The following is a 20,268-nucleotide window of genomic DNA, read 5'->3' on the forward strand; positions in this document are numbered from 1 at the left end:
TATTTTTATCATTGATAATACCGCGTTATAAGATTACCATATTTATAGTAAACATTTTACATCGATAGTTTTTCATATTTATTCATCATTTGTACGCCGTGTACCAAAGTTGCACCACTTTCTATGGCGGCTCCGGTATGGACTGCTTCCATCATTTCTTCTTTGGTTATACCTTTTTGAAGTCCATCCTTAGTGTAAGCATCAATGCAATAAGGACATTTTACCACGTGCGAAACAGCAAGTGCTATTAAAGATTTCTCTCTAGCGGATAGTGCACCTTCTTCAAAAACTTTTCCGTAATAATCAAAGAATTTTGTTCCTAGCTCTTCACTCCATTCAGTTATTTTTCCAAATTTTCTAAGATCCGCAGGATCATAATATGTTTTAGACATATGTTGTCGTTTTTAAGTTACAAGCATTTACTATTAGTCGTGCAATAAGAATCAAAACTTACAATAAATCTCAAATTATTTAATAAAGACTAAAGTCAACATTATGAAGATAAAATAAAAGTTAATGTTAAATAATTAAGTGTTTTTGTTATAAAATATTTACAGTCAGCTTATAAAAACAAATTGTTTTAAAAACCAATAATGTTTTAATCTGTTTTCATTTTTAGAGGTTTTTGACTTTACTTGTTAAGATATTAAGGTGCTGTTTTGTTTTATAAAAAGTATACTATTGTTAATAGAAACTATAAAGTGGTTTTAGATAAAATATTTATTTAATCTATATTAGGTTTGATTTCCTAGATATTACTTCTTTTTAAAATTTTAACACTTTAAAAACATAAGCCACTGATTTACAGATATTTTTTTAGATATTTTTGAATTTACAACATTCCATGTTTATTACATGTACATAGAATGTTAAGATTGATAGATTAGTTTAAAATACAATGTAATGTTGTAGCTTTATCAATATTGACAACAAAAAATCTAAAATATTTATTTACTCTTCATAGTGTTTTTAAGTAAATATTTATTAAGAAGATTTGAAAGATAGAATTGTAAATACATTTATTGCTAAAAATTAAAAGATAAGTATAGTGAAGGATTGTAAAAAATATAACTTTAGGGGTGTAGGTTTAGTTATAGTGGGGCTTTTTTTAATGATACCGAAATATAGTTTCTCCCAAAATAAGAAGGAAAAAGAATCTTCTGATCGTATAGAAAAGAAAGTAGATTCTTTGATAGCTATTATGACGCTAAAAGAAAAAATAGGTCAGCTTGTATTATATAATGGAAGCTGGGATGTAACGGGGCCACCTTCTGATGTAGGAAATAAAGAAAAATATGAAAAACTTAGAAATGGTGAAGTGGGAGCAATGCTTAATGCTACTTCTGTAGCGGGAACTAAGGAATTACAGAAAACGGTTATTGAAAATTCGAGGTTAAAAATTCCATTACTTTTTGGGTATGATGTGATCCATGGTTTTAAAACTATTTTTCCAATTCCTTTAGGAGAAAGTGCAAGTTGGGATCTAGAGGCAATAACGAAATCTTCGTCTATAGCAGCAAAAGAAGCAACAGCTTCTGGAATAAATTGGGCATTTGGGCCAATGATGGATATTTCTAGAGATGCTCGTTGGGGTAGGGTTATGGAAGGAGCTGGAGAAGATCCTTTTTTAGCTTCTAAGATTGCGGTTGCTAGAATTGAAGGTTTTCAGGGAGATGATTTGTCTAAGAATAATACACTAGCGGCTTGCGCTAAGCATTTTGCTGCATATGGTTTCGCAGAAGGTGGTAGAGACTATAATACGGTAAGTATTGGAGAGTATGAATTACATAATACTGTGTTGCCTCCATTTAAGGCTGCTGTGGATGCAGGCGTTGCTTCTATGATGAGTTCATTTAATGAAATTGATGGTATACCAGCAACAGGACATAAAGGATTACAGAGAGATATTCTTAAGAAAACCTGGGATTGGGATGGATTTATAGTTTCGGATTGGGCTTCTATTGCAGAAATGATATTTCATGGATACGCAAAGGATAAAACACATGCGGCAGAATTAGCAATGAAGGCTGGTAATGATATGGATATGGAAGGTAGAGCTTATGAAGCAGGTTTAGAGCAGTTAGTAAAACAAGGAAAGGTCGATGAAAAATTAATTGAAGAGGCCGCTAAGCGAATACTTAGAGTTAAGTTTAAATTAGGGTTATTTGATGACCCATTTAAATATTGTGATGAAAATCGTGAGAAAAAAGACATTTATACTAAGGAGCATTTAGAAGTGGCTAGAGATGTAGCAAGAAAATCTATTGTTTTGCTTAAGAATGATAAGAATATTCTACCACTTAAAAAAAACATAAAAAGTATTGCTGTAATAGGTCCGTTGGCTGATGATAAGGATACTCCTATAGGAAGTTGGAGAGGTATGGCAACACCTAATTCTGCGGTGTCTCTTTTAGAAGGGATTAAATCTGCAGTAGAAAAAACTACTAAGATATCGTATGCAAAAGGAGTTGAATTAGGTGTAGGTGAAAGGAGTTTTGTGAGAGACTTAAAAGTGAATAGAGAAGATTTTAGGGGTATTGAAGAAGCAGTAAAAGCGGCTAAAGATGCAGAGGTTGTAGTCTTAGCTATTGGAGAGGAAGCTTTTCAATCTGGAGAGGCAAGAAGTCAAGTAAGTATTGAATTAACAAAACCGCAGCAAAAATTATTCAAAGAGATTTATGCTGTAAACAAAAATATAGTTGTTGTACTTATGAATGGTCGGCCTATGGCAATCTCTAATGTGGCAGAAAAAGCACCTTCTATCTTAGAGACATGGCATTTAGGTTCAACATCAGGGAGTGCAATTGCTGATGTGTTATTTGGAGATTATAATCCTTCTGGTAAATTACCGGTCTCTTTTCCTAGACATGTTGGGCAATTACCTATATACTATAATGTAAAGAATACAGGAAGACCAGTTAATGCCGATGGAATGGTGTTCTGGTCGCATTATACTGATGAAAAGAATGACGCATTATTCTCTTTCGGACATGGATTAAGCTATACTAAGTTTAAATATAAAGACTTTAAAATAAGTTCGTCATCTTTTACTACAGGAGGAGATTTGTCGGTCTCTGTGACAGTTACTAACGCAGGTGAACGAAAAGGGAAAGAAGTAGTTCAGCTTTATATTCGAGATTTATTTGGAAGTTTAACGCGTCCGGTTAAAGAATTAAAAGACTTTAAAATAGTAGAATTAAATCCTAAAGAAAGTCAGACGGTAACTTTTAAAATTGATGAAAAAACAATTCAGTTTTATACTGCCAATAAGAAGTGGGAGGCAGAACCTGGAGATTTTAAAGTATTCGTTGGAGGTAGTTCAAAAACAGATTTAGAAATTGATTTTTCTTTTAAAAAATAAATGATGCGAAAATTATATATAATAGTGCTGGTACTAATAGTAATCAGTTGTGATTCTGAAGTTAATAAAAAGAAAAAGGAATCGGTGAGAGAAACTCCTGCAATGAATACAGAGATAGATAACAAAGTAGCTTCATTACTGTCAGAAATGACTCTGGAAGAAAAGGTGGGGCAAATGACACAAATCACACTCGATGTGGTTACCAAAGGCGACAATCAGTTTAGTTCGGCACAACCCTATGAGTTAGATTCTGCATTAGTTCATAAAGCTATTCATACTTACAAGGTAGGCTCAATACTTAATACTCCGGGAGTACCGTTATCTAGACAAGATTGGTATAAAACCATTAAAACTTTCCAAGATGAAGCGGCTAAAACTCCTAGACAGATTCCTATTATTTATGGGATTGATGCAATTCATGGAGTAAATTATACTATCGGAGCAACGTTGTTTCCACAACAGATAGGATTGGCAGCAACATTTAATAAAGATTTGGTAAGAGAAGCGGCAAAAATTTCTGCATATGAAACTAGAGCATCCTCAATACCTTGGAATTTCTCTCCTGTTTTAGGATTAGGAAGAAATCCGTTGTGGCCTAGGTTGTGGGAAACATTTGGAGAAGATGTTTACTTAGGCAAAACAATGGGTGTTGCCATGGTAGAAGGTTATCAAGGAACTCTTGGAGATCCTAATACGGTTGCCTCTTGTATGAAACATTATCTAGGATATAGTGTTCCACTTTCTGGCAAGGATCGAACACCAGCTTGGATACCAGAGAGAGAACTAAGACAGTATTTTTTACCTGCGTTTAAAGAAGCTGTAGATGCAGGATCAGTAACGTTAATGATTAATTCTGGAGAAATTAATGGAGTTCCAGTACACGCTAGTAAATTTTTATTGACAGATGTGCTTAGAGGTGAATTAGGTTTTCAAGGTATTGCTGTTACAGATTGGGCGGATATTAACTATCTACATACTAGACATAAAGTTGCAGAAACAATTAAAGATGCTATTAAGATATCAGTTAATGCTGGTATAGATATGAGTATGGTTCCACATGATTTTGAGTTTTCGGAATTATTAGTGGAATTAGTGAAAGAAGGAAGTGTTTCTGAAGAAAGAATTAACGATGCGGTTTCCAGGATATTAAAAGTTAAAATGCAATTAGGGTTGTTTGAAAACCCTGTTACGGACCCCAAAAAATACCCTGATTTTGGATCGAAGAAATTTGCTGAGGTTAGTAAAAAAGCAGCTCTAGAATCTTTCACGTTGTTAAAAAACAACAATAATATTTTGCCTATAGCAGAAAAGTCTAAAATATTGGTTACTGGACCAACTGCAAATACAATGAGATCACTTAATGGCGGATGGTCTTATAATTGGCAGGGTAGTGAAGCTGATAATTATGCAAAAGATAAAAATACTATTGCTGATGCTTTTACAAAATCAGGTAATACTACATTTATACAAGGAGTATCTTTTGACGGAGAAAATAACATTAATGAAGCTGTGAAAGCCGCAAAACAAAGTGATGTGATATTATTGTGTTTAGGTGAGAATTCTTATACAGAAACTCCAGGAAATATAAATTCTATACTGTTGCCAAAGGATCAGATAGAATTAACCAAAGCATTAGCTAAAACCGGAAAGAAGATAATACTTGTTTTATTAGAAGGAAGACCAATCATTTTTAATGAAATAGAACCTCTAGTAGATGCAGTTTATATGGGGTATTTACCAGGAAACTATGGAGCTGATGCTTTAGTAGATTTATTGTTTGGTTTAGAAAACCCATCTGGGAGATTACCAATAAATTATCCTAAGCACCCTCATGCTTTTGTGAATTATAATCATAAACACTCTGATAATATCGCTGTTCCAAATTATTATGAATCGGATTATGATCAGCAATATGAGTTTGGTGATGGGTTGTCTTACACTAGCTTTAAGTATAGTGATTTGTCATTAAGTTCTACTCAAATGACGCAAGATGGATCAATTAAAGTATCTGTAAAAGTTACTAATACTGGAAATAGAAAAGGAAAAGAAGCTGTGCTTTTGTTTGTTAGTGATCTCTACGCTAGTATTACACCAGAAGTTCGTGCCTTAAAAGGATATGAAAAAATAGCTTTAAATGCAGGAGAGTCTAAGGTAGTTTCTTTTACAATTACAAAAGACGAATTGTCTTTTGTAAACGAGAGTTTAGAAACAATTGCTGAATCGGGAGAATTTGAAATTAGTATTGGAGATTTAAAGAAAAAATTTGAGCTTAAATAATTATCAAGATTTAATATTTGCATTTTGTTTAAAATGAATATTGATAGCTTATTAATATTTTACAAACGTATAGTTTGTGTAATGTGTTAAGATTTTAATGGTATATTTGATAAGCTTACTGATGTAAAAACTTGTCTAATGTGTCGTATTTCTATTATATTTTACTTTTTAGTTGTTTCGGGTTTTTCCCAGTCTATAAGCGATAAAACACTTCCTAAAATAACACACTATGATACTAAGAATATGGGTTTTAATGCTCAATCTTGGGATGTTAAACAGGATGAAAATGGTTTAGTTTATATAGCTAATGGGAATGAGGTCTTGGTGTTTGATGGAACCGATTGGACATCAGTAGCTACAAATCCTGAAATGGTAAATAGAAGTTTATTTGTTAAGAATAAAGACACTATTTATTTTGGTGCAGATGGACATCATGGTATGTTAATTAATAATGGTTATGAAGATTATAAGATTCAACCTTTAAGAAATAACAAAAAAGATGTTGCTGCAGATATTGAAGAGTATTGGAGAACTCATTTCATTAATAAAGAGATTGTTTTTCAAACTTTCAGGAATTTGTATGTTAATCAAGGGAATATTATTACGAAAATCCCAGCTCCATATCGATTTAAGTGGAGTTACAACATAGATAATCAGATATATGTTAATGATCTTAAATATGGTATTTTTCGGTTAGAAGAAACCAATTTGATTCCTGTAGTTAGTGATCCTGCTATAAATGAGAATATCATTGGAGTTACAAAGGTTAATCAAGATTTAATTATTATAACAGATACAAAGGGACTTTTTAAACTTCAGGGAGATCAATTGATACCTATTAGTTTTTCTGATTCTAATGATATTCAAAAAGCTCAGATATTTTCTTTTCTTAAACTTAAGGATAATAGAATTGCATTGGGAACGGTTTCTAACGGACTGTATTTGTTAGATTTAAATTCTGGAGAAACTCATAATATTAATAAAAGAAATGGGTTGCAAAACAACACAATTCTTTCTATTTACCAGGATTATGAAGATAATCTTTGGTTAGCCTTAGATTATGGGGTGGATTATGTAGAGTTAAATTCTCCACTTACGTATTACTATGATTATTATGGAGAGCTTGGGACTACGTATGCCGTGGTAAAAGAGGAAGGTTTATCTTACTTAGGAACTAATCAAGGTTTGTATGTTGGGAATAAAATCAATTCTAATACTAATGATGAACTTGAGTTGTTACTTAATGGCCAAGTTTGGAATATAGAAAAGGTTGATGACAAAATATATGTTGGTCATGATAAAGGAGCTTATTCATTAGAAGGTAAAGTTCTGACAAGAATGGGTGAAGATTTAGGAGCTTGGAATTTTAGAAAATTTAGGATTTCCGAACAAGAGGAATCTTTAATATCTGGAAATTATAACGGAGTTTCTTTGTATCAAAAGAAAAATGGAGAATGGGAAGGTTATAAATTAGCAGGATTCGAAAAGTCAGGACGTTATCTAGAAGTGGATGAAAACAATAATATCTGGATTGCATTAGGGAGTAATGGTGTTTTCAAGTTTAATTTAGATTATGAAAATAAACAATTAAAAAAGCTTGGTTTTTATCCTATAAGTGATTTTGATGGAAACAGATTATCACTTTCTAAAGTGGAAAATAAGATTGTAATTACATCTAATTTTTATTCTTACACTTATTCAGAAAATACTAATAACTTCAAGAAATCCGAGATAGGAGTTGATAGAGGGTATGCGCCTCGTATCTATAAAAAAGGAGATGAAACTTGGTATTTAGATAATGATAAAGTCGTTGTAGAGGATTCGCAGGGATTAACGGTGCTTCATGAATTAGAAGATCAACTTGTTCCAGATGTAGTTAATGTTTTTTCCTTAAGTAATGCTCATAAAGTTATACCTGTTTTTAATGGTTTTGCTATGTATTCTAAGAATAAAAAAACAATTAAAGAAGGTATTAAGAGTGAAATTTTAATCAGAAATTTTGTTTCTGTTAATAGTGGTAAGTCGTATAATTTTGATGATAAAATACCATTTTCAGATAATGATCTTAAAATTAATTATGCATTACCTATCTATGGTCAAGAAATCGAATATCAAACTCGTTTAAACGATAACGAATGGAGTGAAAATACTACTGCAACTGAAAAAACATTGTTTAATCTTAAAGAAGGAGATTACACCTTTAAGATTAGAGCCAAATATAATGGAGACTTTAGAGAAAGTAATTTTAGTTTCACCATAAAGCCACCTATTTATAGAACAAATTGGGCATATCTTTTATATCTGTTGTTGTTTTTATTACTAGTTATTTCGGTTATAGGAATTAATCGGTATAAAATGAAAAAGCAAGAGCGAATTCTGTTAGAAGAAAAAGCTAGAAAACTTAAAAAACAAGAAGAAGAGCATCGCGCTCAGAAATTAGAACAAGAACATAAGATTATTGAATTGAATAACTCTAAGCTTCAAGATGAGATAAAAGCTAAGAGTAGAGAGTTAACTCAAATTGCATATGTTAACCTTAATAAAAATAAAATTTTAAAGAAAATAAAAGACAAAATTGTTAAGGTACAAAATGCTTCTGATCAAAAACTTCCAACTAATAGCTATAATGAGTTGGTTAGATTAGTAGACTATTATATTACAGATAAAGAAAGTAAGCTGTTCGAGATTAATTTTGATAAATCACATCAAGAATTTTACGAAAAACTTTCGAAAAATTATCCTAACCTTACTTCAAAGGATTTAAGGTTATGTGCATACTTAAAAATGAACCTTTCTTCAAAAGAAATTGCACCGTTATTAGGAATTAGTTCACAAAGTGTCGATGTAAGCAGGCATAGATTAAGAAAAAAGCTTAATTTAGGCTCCAAGGATAATTTGACTAATATCCTTATAAGTCTTAAGTAAGGATTTCTAATCATTAAGGTCATGAGAAAAAAGGTTACCCTAAAACAGCTGGCAAAAGAATTGAACTTGTCTATTTCCACAGTGTCTAAGTCATTAAAAAATGATTCAGAAATAAGTCAGAAAACCATCAATAGAGTTCATGAGCTTGCTAATTTTTATAATTATAAGCCTAATGCGCTAGCGGTAAGCTTAAAAAGTAATAAAACCAATACGATTGGTGTTCTGTTGCCAGAGATTCTTAACCATTTCTATGCTAAGGTTTTATTTGGTATTGAACAAGAGGCGTCTAAAAATGGATATAAAATAGTTACCTGTATAACAAATGAATCTTATGAAAAAGAGGTCGAATATGTAGAAATGCTTAACTACAGTAGTGTTGATGGTTTTATCCTAGCGCTAAGTAAGGAGACGCAAATGCTTAATAAATTTGATCATTTTAAAGATTTAAAAAGAGATAATGTGCCATTAATCATGTTTGATCGGGTAAGTGGTGAAGTGGATTGTGATAAAGTGATCGTTGATGATAAGCATGCTTCAAAAACAGCAATTAAACATTTGATAAAGACGGGATGTAAAAACATAGCTGTAATTTCAACTATTTTTGATCTTAGTGTTGGTAGACTAAGGTTAGAAGGTGCTCGAGAAGAAGTTTCAGTAAATGATGGGGTTACTTTAATAGAACTGCCAGTAAAAAATATTGAAACAGAAGAAAAAGAGATAGAATCTTTTATTAAAAATAATAAAATAGATGCAGTACTCGGATTGGATGAAACTGCTGCTGCTGTTGCAATAAATATGTCCAATAAGTTAGGATATAAGATCCCAGATGAAATCTCTGTAATTGGCTTTACAGATGGTATATTATCTAAGCATTCATATCCTAAATTAACTACAGTTTCTCAGCACGCAGAAGAGTTAGGGTCGAAAGCAGCAAAAATGCTGCTTGATAGAATATCGGACACCTCAGAAAATAATTATAAATCCAATACAGAGATCGTTAATACCTCGCTGATACTTAGGGATTCTACTAATTAGTGTTATTCAATTATAAATGTTTTCTTTTCTGGACCAACTCCAGTAATCGTTAATTTTTTCCAAGCAGCTGGTAATATTGGTTTTTTTTGGATAATTCCGTTATCTGTAAGATGTAGTCCTCCGAAACCGAAAATAACAGTTTGTAACATTCCTCCCGCTCCAGTTGCAAAATATGGGTTGTTACTTGTAGCAGCTTCTGCTAATGCTCCAAAAGGAGGTCTTTTATTTGGTTCATAACTTCGTTTAAAAAGCCTGAAAGCATTTTCTGCATCGCCTAAACGAGCATAAATAACAGCAAATACGCTTTGAGCCATCGCCGGTCCTTCTTCGGCAAGTTTAGGTTCATAATAAGATAAATCTTTTAAAATTGTTTCTTTGTCAGTAATGATGTCAAGAGGATACGATAAAAGATTAACATCTGCTTGTTTTATTCTATCTCCGGAGTATGTGCTGTGTTCCTTGGTGGTTCCGTCTTTAAACTTATGGATGATAATTTTATCTGCTACCTTATTCCAGGTCTTATTTGGAGTAATGCCAATTTCAATGGCTGCAAGTGAAGCATATTGCAGGCAAGTAATTGCGGATCCATTGGTAAATGCATTGTCGTCAATATTAGATGCAAATTCATTAGCCCCTACTACGTTTTTAATCGAAAACGAACCATCGATATTTTTGGTGGCACGACTTACCCAGTAATCAGCAACTTCTTTTAATAGTGGATAACCTCTTTTCTTTAGCCATTTTTTATCTTTAGTTACTCGATAATAGTTCCAGAAAGCAATTCCAATATCTGCAGTGATATGATGTTCAAAGGTTCCTGTTAATGCCCAAGGAGGAGTAGCTTCTTCTCCTGTATCATCACTTTCCCAAGGAAACATTGCTCCTTTATATCCAAAATTAATAGCCTTTCTTTTTGCTACATCCAATCTATCCGATCTGTAGTTTACTAGAGAGCGAGCAATATCTTGATTTAATACTAATAATGGTGGATACATCCATAATTCTGTATCCCAAAAAATATGGCCATTATACCCTTGTGAACTTAACCCCATTGGAGCAATACTAAGGTCGGAATCACCTCTGGAAAATGCATATAAATGATACAAAGCTAATCGAACATCAAGTTGCGATTGCAAATCTCCTTCAATAATGATATCACCTTGCCATAGATCGTTCCATAATTTTTTGTGTTGAGTTAATAGATCTTTTCTAGGAGTTAATAAGTTGAAAATTACAAAGCGTTCACTTTCACTTTGAGGATCAAAAAAATCTTGAGTGGAGCATTGAGCGGCGGTCCAAGCGAATTTGTAATTTTCTCCTTTGGATAGTTTTTTTTCAAAAGATAATTGGTTATCGTATTCAGAGATTTTATTATGTGTTAGTTTAGGGCGCTGATTTTCTTTTCCAGAGTTAATGTCGTGCCATACAAAAGTAGCCGAAGTTCCAACCGTGTGTTTGCCTAATCTACTTTTAGCGACTGTTTGTAGAATTGGCATGGTTGTTTCTGCGTCTTTTAATATTCTAAAAGTACTTAAAGGGTTTTTATATTCTTTGGGAGTATTAATTTTTCCGATCGCTTTAAAATTAATGTTTTCGGATGATTTTATTTCAAAATCGATGTAACCTGAATATGGGACATTTCTTAGAGCATATATAGTGTATGATACTTCTGCGATAGAGTTGTAGTTAAATGTGGTAGTGAAGCTGGCTTCTTTCATATTTAACGTTTGTCTCCAGTTGCTAATATTATCATTATCTAACTTCGTGTTATTGATGTATAGATCAAGATTTCCAAAATTCATTCCTAATAGAATTCTACTAACTCCAAGAGGTGATTCTTTATCATAGACATTGTTTAGAATTACTTTGTCAGTTGCTAATATATTTGAAGATGGTAAAATACCAATTCTTCCATTTGCTGCTACGATACCAGTGTAATTTGAGTTTTCCTTGGTGGTTAATGTCCATCCCTCTTTTTGAGCATTGACAGGGTTAAGAATAAAAAGAAGTAATAAAATTAAAATAAATGAATTTGATGAAATCTTAAATTGCATAATGCGGTGATTTTAATAAATTGAGTTATAAGTATTTTATAATAAATGATTTACTCAATTTACTAAACAAGATTTAAAAATTAAGATCAGATGTTTAAATACAATAAAACAACCGCTTGTATTATTATATTTTTCGAAAAACAGAAGATTTGTTTAAAATTCATCAATACTTTTAGAAGTTTACTTTGTTAGTTTTTTAAGTGCTTTCTCGTTCTGTTAATTTTGTTTCTAACTTAATTATTGTTTTTTTATGATCGATGTCATCGGGTTCATTAAGTTGTTTGATTAAGAGTTCTGCCGCCTTTTGCCCCATTTCAAAACTAGGTTGAGATACACAGGTTAAAGTAGGAACAAATACTTCTCCAGGACCTAGGTCACCAAAACCGATTACTGCAACTTCATCCGGTATTTTTTTTCCAATTTTTAATAATGTCTTCATTGTTAAGAGCCCATAGTTATCTGTGCAAGCAAAAACAGCATCTGGAGAGATTTTTAGACTACTAAAAAAATCAAGAATTTCTTTGTCTTCAAATTCTCTGTCTAATGAATTACAATGTAATACTAATTCATTAGATAAGGGAACATTGTAATTTTTCAATGCAGAAATGTACCCTTTATACCTATCCTGAAATACTTTCTTTTGTTTAATACCTCCGATAAATGCGATTTTTTTGTTCCCTTTTTTGATAAGAAATTCTACAGCTTCGTAAGAAGCTTTTTCATCATTTATCATAACATGATCAGCCCCAGAGACCTCTTCTCTTATGTTGTCAAATAGTACAATTGGCATTCCTTTGTTAATGAGGTCGTTTAGATGAGCAACGTTCTCTGTTTCATGAGTCGGAGATAGAATAATTCCATCTACAAGACCTCTTTCAAATGAAATCAAGTTTTCCTTTTCGAATTTATAAGAATTTCTGGAAGAACTAATTAGTATTTTATAATTATGATTTCTTGCGTATTGATCAATACCTCTACATACCTCAATAAAGAATGGTTCATCATATCTAGGAATTAGAACCCCTATAATATTAGTTTTTCCTGAGCTAAGACTTTTAGCAATTTGGTTTGGCATATATCCCATAACCTTTGCCATTTTAAAAACTTTCTCTTGAGTACTTTTCTTTACCCTAGGGTTTTGATCTAATGCACGAGATACAGTTGCAATAGAAATATTAAGCTTCCTTGCGATATCCTCAAGTTTTATTCTTCTTTTTTTAAAACCCATTAAAATTAATATTAAAAAATTATCAATAAATCTCTAATTTGACTAAAAAAACAATAATACAAACGTTTGTATTATTTTAATAGAAGATTTATTTCTCTTGGGTGTTATTTGTTATGTAAATTGTAATAACGTTAAGCTTATAAACAATAGATACGTTTAGATCTATTAAATTATAAGGTTATACTAAACTTTTCCCCCAAAATAAAATGTTCAGACTTTTAGGTACGAACTGCTTATGCTAATTTATAATAAATAATATTAAGGCGTACGTTTTTTAAGAAATTGAAATGTAGTTTGATAAGATGATTATGAGTCGTTTTCTTAGGATTGTATAGAAAATTATTAAGTATATGTCTATATAAAATCTATACTTAATCGATAGCTTTCTTTATTTTTTGTTTTTATATAAACCCTTTCTTTTTTGTATAAAACACTGATAAATAAGCTTTTAAAATGATAAAAACCTTGATTTTAATTCATTGTATAGGTAATGTAAAGATTTGGATGATTGAAATTCTATACGAATAATGTTGTAGTTTTGGTAATCAAATGGTTTAATAAATATGAATATCGATATTTTTTAACTGTTTTTTTATTGAATCTATTAATACGTTGTTTTTTTGACGAATTTTAAATGTAGAAATATCTAAATTCTTTAGTAAGTAAGAGTAAAGATTGTTTAAAAATTAAAAAAATGTTAAGTGAAGCTTACTTGGTTTAGAAAAGGAACGATTTATCAAATATACCCTCGAAGTTTTAATGATAGTGATAATGATGGTGTCGGCGATCTTAAAGGTATAATAGAAAAGTTAGATTATATAAAGAGTTTGTATGTTGATATTATTTGGTTGAGTCCAATTTTTAGTTCTCCAAATGATGATAATGGATATGATATTAGTGACTATTGCTCGATTATGCCTGAGTTTGGTACTATGGAGGATTTCGATGAATTGTTGAAAGAAACACATAAAAGAGGGATGAGATTAATATTGGATCTCGTAGCAAATCATTGCTCAGATGAGCATAACTGGTTCGAAGAAGCTAAGAAATCAAAGAATAGTCCTTACAGGGATTATTTTCATTGGAGAAAACCAGGGCCAGATGGGGGAGTTCCTAATAATTGGAAATCATTTTTTGGAGGAAGTGCTTGGGAGTTAGATGAAGCCTCTGGGGAATACTACCTACATTTATTTACAAAAAAACAACCAGATCTTAATTGGGAAAACCCTAAGGTTAGAGAAGAGATTTATAATGCAATGAGGTTTTGGTTGGATAAAGGAGTAGATGGATTTAGGATGGATGTAATTCCTCTAATCTCAAAACCACTAGGGTATCCAGATGCACCTGATTTTGGGTTTAGAAAAATTATTGAAGAAGTGTATGCTAATGGCCCTACAGTTCATAAATATTTAAAAGAAATGAATGAAGAGGTTATTAGTAAATATGATGCATTTTCGTTAGCGGAAGGAGTTGGTATAGATGATAGTAAAGCTGGACTTTATGTCAATGAGGATAGAAATGAATTAGATATGTTGTATCATTTTGATATTTTAGAATGTACCATAGTCAATGGGAAATTTGAAGAAGTTTCTCCTTTTAATTTAATTCAGATGAAGGAGATTTTTAAAAAATGGAGAGATGCAGTACATCGAACGGGATGGATTGCAAATGCGATGGGGAATCATGACTTTGCTAGAATGGTATCTAGGTTCGGAGATGATAATAAATATCATTCAGAGTCTGCAAAAATGTTGATAACAATGCTGTCTACACAAAATGGAACCTTAAATATTTATCAAGGAGATGAGATTGGTATGACCAATATATCCTTAAATAATATTGATCAAGTAAGAGATGTGCAGTCTTTAAATTTTTATAGTGAGAATCAATTGACAAAAAGGTACTCAGAAGATCTAGCCCTACAAATGATTAACAAAGAGGGACGAGATAATGCTAGAACTCCAATACAATGGAATGATGAGATAAATGGAGGGTTTTCTTTAAATGAACCTTGGCTTAAGTCAAACCCTAATTATAAAAATATAAATGTTAAAAATCAAAATCATGATTCTACTTCTATACTAAATTTTTACAGGAATTTATTAAAAACAAGAAGGGAACATGATGTGTTTGTATTTGGTGATTTTGAAGAAATAGAGTTTGATAATCCTAATTTGTATATCTATAAAAAAACATTGGGAGAAGATAAAATAATGGTATTACTAAATTTTAGTAGCTCTGAAGAATCTTATTTTTATGGAAATGGGAGCAGTATTGCGAATGGATCTAAGGTTCTTATTAATAATTATGATGACCTATTATTAGATGATAAAAGTATTGTTTTAAAGCCGTATCAAGGGGTGATATTGGATTTATGATGAAATAAACATATAGCAAATATGAATCGAGTAGAAAGTGAAATTAGTTTTTGTTTGTTAGCGAAGGAGTTTTTCTGATAGAAATTCCTTTATAAGAGGTAACATAGGGGCATCTTAAAATTATAACTTTTGTTTTCAAATATTTATTTGTGGTTATAATTCTGTCAATTGTTCTAGTATGACTGGGATGCCCCTGTTACTTAATCTTTCAAGAAAGATTCAGATTTTTAACGATAAAAGTAATAATAATTAACAACTAAATATTTAAATTTAATCAAACTCTAAATTATGAAAAGTATGATACTTAAAAAACTCATGTTTCTTTTAGTATTTATCTCGGGGAATATGATGTTTGCACAGATCACAGTTACAGGGGTGACTTCGGATGCAAACGGACCCATACCTGGGGTAAATGTCCTCGTAAGAGGTACTACCAATGGAGCGATTTCTGATTTCGATGGAAACTTTACTTTAAACAATGTGGCAGAAGATGCTACCTTGATTTTTAGTTATGTTGGATTCCAAACGAAAGCGGTATCAGTTAATGGGAAAACTGTTATCAACGTTACCTTAGCAGAAGATGCTGCCGAATTGGAAGCAGTTGTGGTAATTGGATATGGTACTCAGTCTATCAAAGATGCTACTGGGGCAGTTGCAGTTATTAGCTCTAAGGACTTTAATCAAGGGGCTATTGCTTCTCCAGAGCAGCTTATTCAGGGTAAGACAGCAGGAGTTCAAATTACGCAAGCAAGTGGTGAACCAGGGGCAGGAGTGTCCCTTAGAATTAGAGGTACTACTTCCGTTCGGTCGAATAATAATCCTTTATTTGTAGTAGATGGAGTTCCTTTGGCAGGAGATGATACAGCGGCAGGTGGGAGTGATTTAGGTATAGGAACTAGTTCCGCTAGAAATCCTCTTAATTTCTTAAATCCTAACGATATTGAAAGCGTAAGTATATTAAAAGACGCATCTGCAACTGCAATTTATGGATCAAGAGGAGCAAATGGTGTTGTTATTATTACAACAAAGGCAGGAAGAGGCGCGAAAGGAGGGCTGTGGGAGTTTTCGAGTACTTTAAGTGTTGCTAAAACAAGAAAAAAACTTGATTTATTAAACAGAGATCAATTTTTAAATGCAAGTGCGGATTTTGGAAATAACCCAAGTGATTTAGACTTTGGGGCAGATACAGATTGGCAAGATGAAATTTTAAGACAAGCAGAATCTACTATAAATAGTTTGTCATATTCTAATAATTACAAAAATGGAAATGTTCGTGCATCCTTTGGATATGGAAACCAGGTAGGGATTGTTAAAAAAAGTTCATTAGAAAGAATCACCGGGAGAATTAACGCTACACATAGATTTTTTAATGAAAAGCTAAAATTAAATCTTCAAGGTACTCTATCAAGAGTTAATGATGAGGCACCTCCAATTAGTAATAATGCAGGATTCCAAGGAGACTTATTGGGTGCAGCTTATAGTGCTAATCCAACTTGGCCTGCTACTCCTAATTTTGACATAGGTGGAACAACAATTAATCCACTTAATTTATTAACAAATACTCAGAATGAGACGAATACAAATCGTTATTTGGTTAATTTTTCTGCTGAATATGAGATTATCCAGGGATTAAAAGCCAAAATAAATCTTGGATACGATAATTCGGAATCAACCGCCATCGGAGTAATATCTCGAGATGTTAGAAATATTACTAATGGAGGAACTTCAGGTAATGGTAGAGCAACTGTTGATGATATAGAAGTAGAGAATAGATTAATGGAGGCTACCTTAACATATAATACCGAAATAGGTAATTCTACTTTAGAATTGTTAGGAGGTTATTCATATCAAGATTTTGGAAGAAAAGGAAGAAATGTGCAAGGATTTGGTTTTTCAAGTACAGATTTAGACCAGATTGGAGAACAACTAGAAGCCGCTGCAAATGCAATTGAAGGTAATATTGAAGGGTCGTTTCAACAATATGCGGTAGCTCCTAATGATGCTTTTATTAATAGGCTTTTTCCTGATATTGTAACTGAAGATATTACAAATATTCCTAATATTGCTCCTACCACAGTTATTGGTGACACTTTTGATTTTACTGATGAATTGCAATCCTATTTTATTAGAGGGACATATACAATTGCTGATAAATATATTTTAACAGCAACAGCAAGAGCGGATGGATCTTCTCGATTTGGTCCGGACAACAAGTTTCGTGGAATATTTCCATCAGGTGCATTTGCTTGGAAATTGGATAAGGAAGATTTTATAGGGGATGCTTTTTCTACACTTAAGTTACGATTAGGATTTGGTGTTACAGGAAATCAAGATGGCTTAGGTTTTGGTAATTTTACATTCAGACAAAGATTTGGTGGATTAGGGATTCAACAAAATGGTGATGTAAATAGAACCGGTGCTGGTTTTGTGTCATTTGCAAATACCAAATTGAAATGGGAGACAACTACACAAACTAATGTAGGGATAGATTTTGGGTTTTTTGGTGATAGATTAACTGGAACTGTTGATTTATATTATAAAGATACAGAGGATCTTTTATTACAGGCTGAAACTGCTCAACCAAGTCCAACACCATTTACTTTTACTAATGTTAATGGTAATGTGATTAATCAGGGAATTGAATTTTCTATTAACTATGCAATAATTGAACAGGAAGACGTTAGTTGGGATTTTGGATTTAATATTGCGTATAATAAGAATGAACTTCAAAATTTTACAGGAACAATTCCTACAGGAGCATTAAATGGTCAGGGGTTAACAGGAGTTAATGTACAGCGTCTTGAAACAGGTCGTCCTTTAGCTTCATATTATTTAAGATTATTCGAAGGGTTTGATGAAAATGGACAGGGGGTATATACCAATGGGGTAGATTTTAGAGATTTTGTCGATAAGAGTGCCTTACCAGAATATAATGTTGGTATAAGCACTTCTTTTAGATATAAAAACTTTGATGCATCAGTGTTTTTTGCAGGACAGTTTGGTCATTACATCTACAATGCTACAAGAAATGCGTTTTTTACAGCTGGTTCTATTGGAGCAGGGCGTAATGTGACTACAGATGTTATTGGTAATGGAGAGGATAGATCAAATGCTCCAGAACCTTCCACACAGTTCTTAGAAAAAGGAGATTTCCTAAGATTGCAGAATGCTAGTCTAGGATATAATTGGCCATTATCGGGTGAAGGACTTTTCAAAAGCTTACGTTTATTTGTTACTGGACAAAATTTATTTGTAATAACAGATTATAGTGGCTTGGATCCTGAAGTTAATGTGGCAGCAGGAGCAAATGGAATTCCTTCTTTGGGAATTGATTATACATCATTCCCAAGACCCCGCGTATATAATTTTGGTTTTAATGTAACGTTTTAAAAAAAATGATCATGAAAGAAAAGAAAATTAAATTTACATTATTGACATTACTGTCTATAATGTTGTTAGCTTCATCTTGTACGGATTTGGAGATAGAAGGAACTGACTCGATAATAGTAAATCAAACAGGAGAGTTTACAGGAGTTGATGCCAATTCAACAGTTGTTGGGTTAATTGGAACTTTGAATGGTCAAATAGGAGATCAAGCTAATTTATATGCTTTAAACGAGGTAACTTCTGATGAACTTTTAGTGCCTACTAGAGGTACTGATTGGTCTGATAATGGTCAATGGAGGGTTCTTCACGAACATAATTGGGGGACCTTAAATCAATTTGTCTTGAATACTTGGAATAATTTGAATGCTAATGTATTTACGGCAACAACAGCTATTGATCCGTTAAGTAATGCAACAAATGCAGAGTTAGCTCAGGCTAAATTTATTAGAGCTTTTAATATGTTTTGGATAATGGATATGTATGGTCAAGTTCCTTTTAGAGATCCTAAAGATCCTTTGGAGCAAAACCCTTCTGTTTTTTCTAGAATCGAAGCTTTAGATTTTATAATAACAGACTTAACAGAAGCATTACCAGATTTACCATTAGTTCAAAATATTGAAGGAGAAAATTTTGATTTAGCTACCCAAGCTGCTGCACAATATCTACTAGCAAAAGTAAGATTAAATGCGCATATTTATAATGGGACAGGAACACCTAGTACAGAAGACATGACAGCTGTGGTAAATGGTATAGACGAAATAACAGCAGATGGCTTTGCATTGCAATCAGGTTATTTTGATATTTTTAAGTCAGATGCTGATACGGAAACTATTTTATATTTTGGAGCAGGTATAGGTAATAGAATTTGGAATGGTTTACATTATAATCAAAATGCTCCGGATCAAGGAGGAGGTGGTTGGAATGGTTGGTCAACTTTGGCTGAATTCTATGATCTGTTCGAGGGTGATCCTAATACTAATATACCAGGGAGTGGACAAGAAGAAAGAAGAGGGTTTGTGCCGACTGATGGATCTAATTTAGGTATTGGTTTTGGATTTTTGATTGGTCAACAATACGACGAAAATGGAACAGCCTTAACTGATAGACCAGGGAACCCTCTAGTTTTTACAAGAGATTTTGTTGGAATAGTAGGTAATGATGAAAACAACGGAATAAGGACCATTAAATATCATCCTGAAAATGGATCTTTCGAACCACATCAAATTGTATATCGATATGCTGATGCGCATTTAATGAAAGCAGAAGCATTATTTAGAATGGGAAATACTGGAGATGCATTAACTATGATTAATGAATTGAGAACGATAAGAAATGCAAATCCTTTAATAGATTTATCAGAACAAGATATTCTTGACGAACGTGGGAGAGAATTGTATAAAGAATTCTGGAGACGTAATGATCTAATTCGTTTCGGAAAGTTTGCGGATACTTGGGGGCTTAAAAGTAGTACCGACGAATTCAGGGCATTGTTTCCTATTCCTGCTACTGCGATAATATCTAACCCTAGTTTAGTGCAAAACCCTGGTTACTAACATATTAAATTGCTAAGATTTGTTAGAGTAGAGCCCTTCAAAAATTGAAGGGCTCTACTAATTAATATAT

10 protein-coding genes are annotated in these 20,268 nt (G+C 32.4%); 7 read left to right on the forward strand and 3 right to left on the reverse strand.

All coding sequences use genetic code 11. The features are described from left to right. Positions 1-56 precede the first annotated feature (56 nt). Complete coding sequence (locus H526_RS0121605; RefSeq protein ID WP_027394949.1) at positions 57-392, reverse strand: arsenosugar biosynthesis-associated peroxidase-like protein; 336 nt, start codon at positions 390-392, stop codon at positions 57-59. A gap of 719 nt (positions 393-1,111) precedes the next feature. Here H526_RS0121605 and bglX point away from each other — a divergent pair. The 4 genes from bglX (at position 1,112) to H526_RS0121625 (ending at position 9,598) form a co-directional block, all read left to right on the forward strand. Beyond that, the gene (bglX, locus tag H526_RS0121610) at positions 1,112-3,361 is read left to right on the forward strand and encodes a beta-glucosidase BglX (RefSeq protein WP_051336335.1); all 2,250 of its coding nucleotides are present in this window, start codon (positions 1,112-1,114) and stop codon (positions 3,359-3,361) included. A 3-nt stretch (positions 3,362-3,364) separates the two neighbouring features. Then, positions 3,365-5,638, forward strand: a complete 2,274-nt coding sequence (locus tag H526_RS0121615) for a glycoside hydrolase family 3 N-terminal domain-containing protein (protein WP_027394951.1) — start codon at positions 3,365-3,367, stop codon at positions 5,636-5,638. 138 nt (positions 5,639-5,776) lie between these two features. Beyond that, positions 5,777-8,563: a helix-turn-helix and ligand-binding sensor domain-containing protein gene (locus H526_RS0121620; RefSeq protein WP_027394952.1), complete on the forward strand. Its 2,787-nt coding sequence runs from the start codon at positions 5,777-5,779 to the stop codon at positions 8,561-8,563. Between the two features lie 21 nt (positions 8,564-8,584). Then, positions 8,585-9,598 carry a LacI family DNA-binding transcriptional regulator gene (locus H526_RS0121625; protein WP_027394953.1) on the forward strand — a complete coding sequence of 338 codons (1,014 nt, stop codon included), beginning with the start codon at positions 8,585-8,587 and terminating at the stop codon, positions 9,596-9,598. A 2-nt stretch (positions 9,599-9,600) separates the two neighbouring features. Here H526_RS0121625 and H526_RS0121630 read toward each other — a convergent pair whose 3' ends face one another. Both H526_RS0121630 and H526_RS0121635 read right to left on the reverse strand, forming a co-directional pair. Beyond that, entirely contained in the window at positions 9,601-11,652 is a 2,052-nt protein-coding gene (locus H526_RS0121630) for a kojibiose hydrolase (protein ID WP_051336272.1), read from the reverse strand. Between the two features lie 196 nt (positions 11,653-11,848). After that, positions 11,849-12,880: a LacI family DNA-binding transcriptional regulator gene (locus H526_RS0121635; protein WP_027394955.1), complete on the reverse strand. Its 1,032-nt coding sequence runs from the start codon at positions 12,878-12,880 to the stop codon at positions 11,849-11,851. A 701-nt stretch (positions 12,881-13,581) separates the two neighbouring features. On the opposite strand from H526_RS0121635, the gene H526_RS0121640 reads away from it, so the two are divergent. The 3 genes from H526_RS0121640 (at position 13,582) to H526_RS0121650 (ending at position 20,198) form a co-directional block, all read left to right on the forward strand. Beyond that, positions 13,582-15,258 (forward strand): glycoside hydrolase family 13 protein, encoded by a 1,677-nt coding sequence (locus H526_RS0121640; protein WP_027394956.1) that lies wholly within the window; start codon positions 13,582-13,584, stop codon positions 15,256-15,258. Between the two features lie 288 nt (positions 15,259-15,546). Further along, positions 15,547-18,648: a SusC/RagA family TonB-linked outer membrane protein gene (locus H526_RS0121645; protein WP_027394957.1), complete on the forward strand. Its 3,102-nt coding sequence runs from the start codon at positions 15,547-15,549 to the stop codon at positions 18,646-18,648. Positions 18,649-18,659: 11 nt separating this feature from the next. Beyond that, the gene (locus H526_RS0121650; RefSeq protein ID WP_199726765.1) at positions 18,660-20,198 is read left to right on the forward strand and encodes a RagB/SusD family nutrient uptake outer membrane protein; all 1,539 of its coding nucleotides are present in this window, start codon (positions 18,660-18,662) and stop codon (positions 20,196-20,198) included. Positions 20,199-20,268 lie beyond the last annotated feature (70 nt).

The sequence above is a fragment of the Aquimarina latercula DSM 2041 genome (genome assembly GCF_000430645.1).
GTDB lineage: Bacteria > Bacteroidota > Bacteroidia > Flavobacteriales > Flavobacteriaceae > Aquimarina > Aquimarina latercula.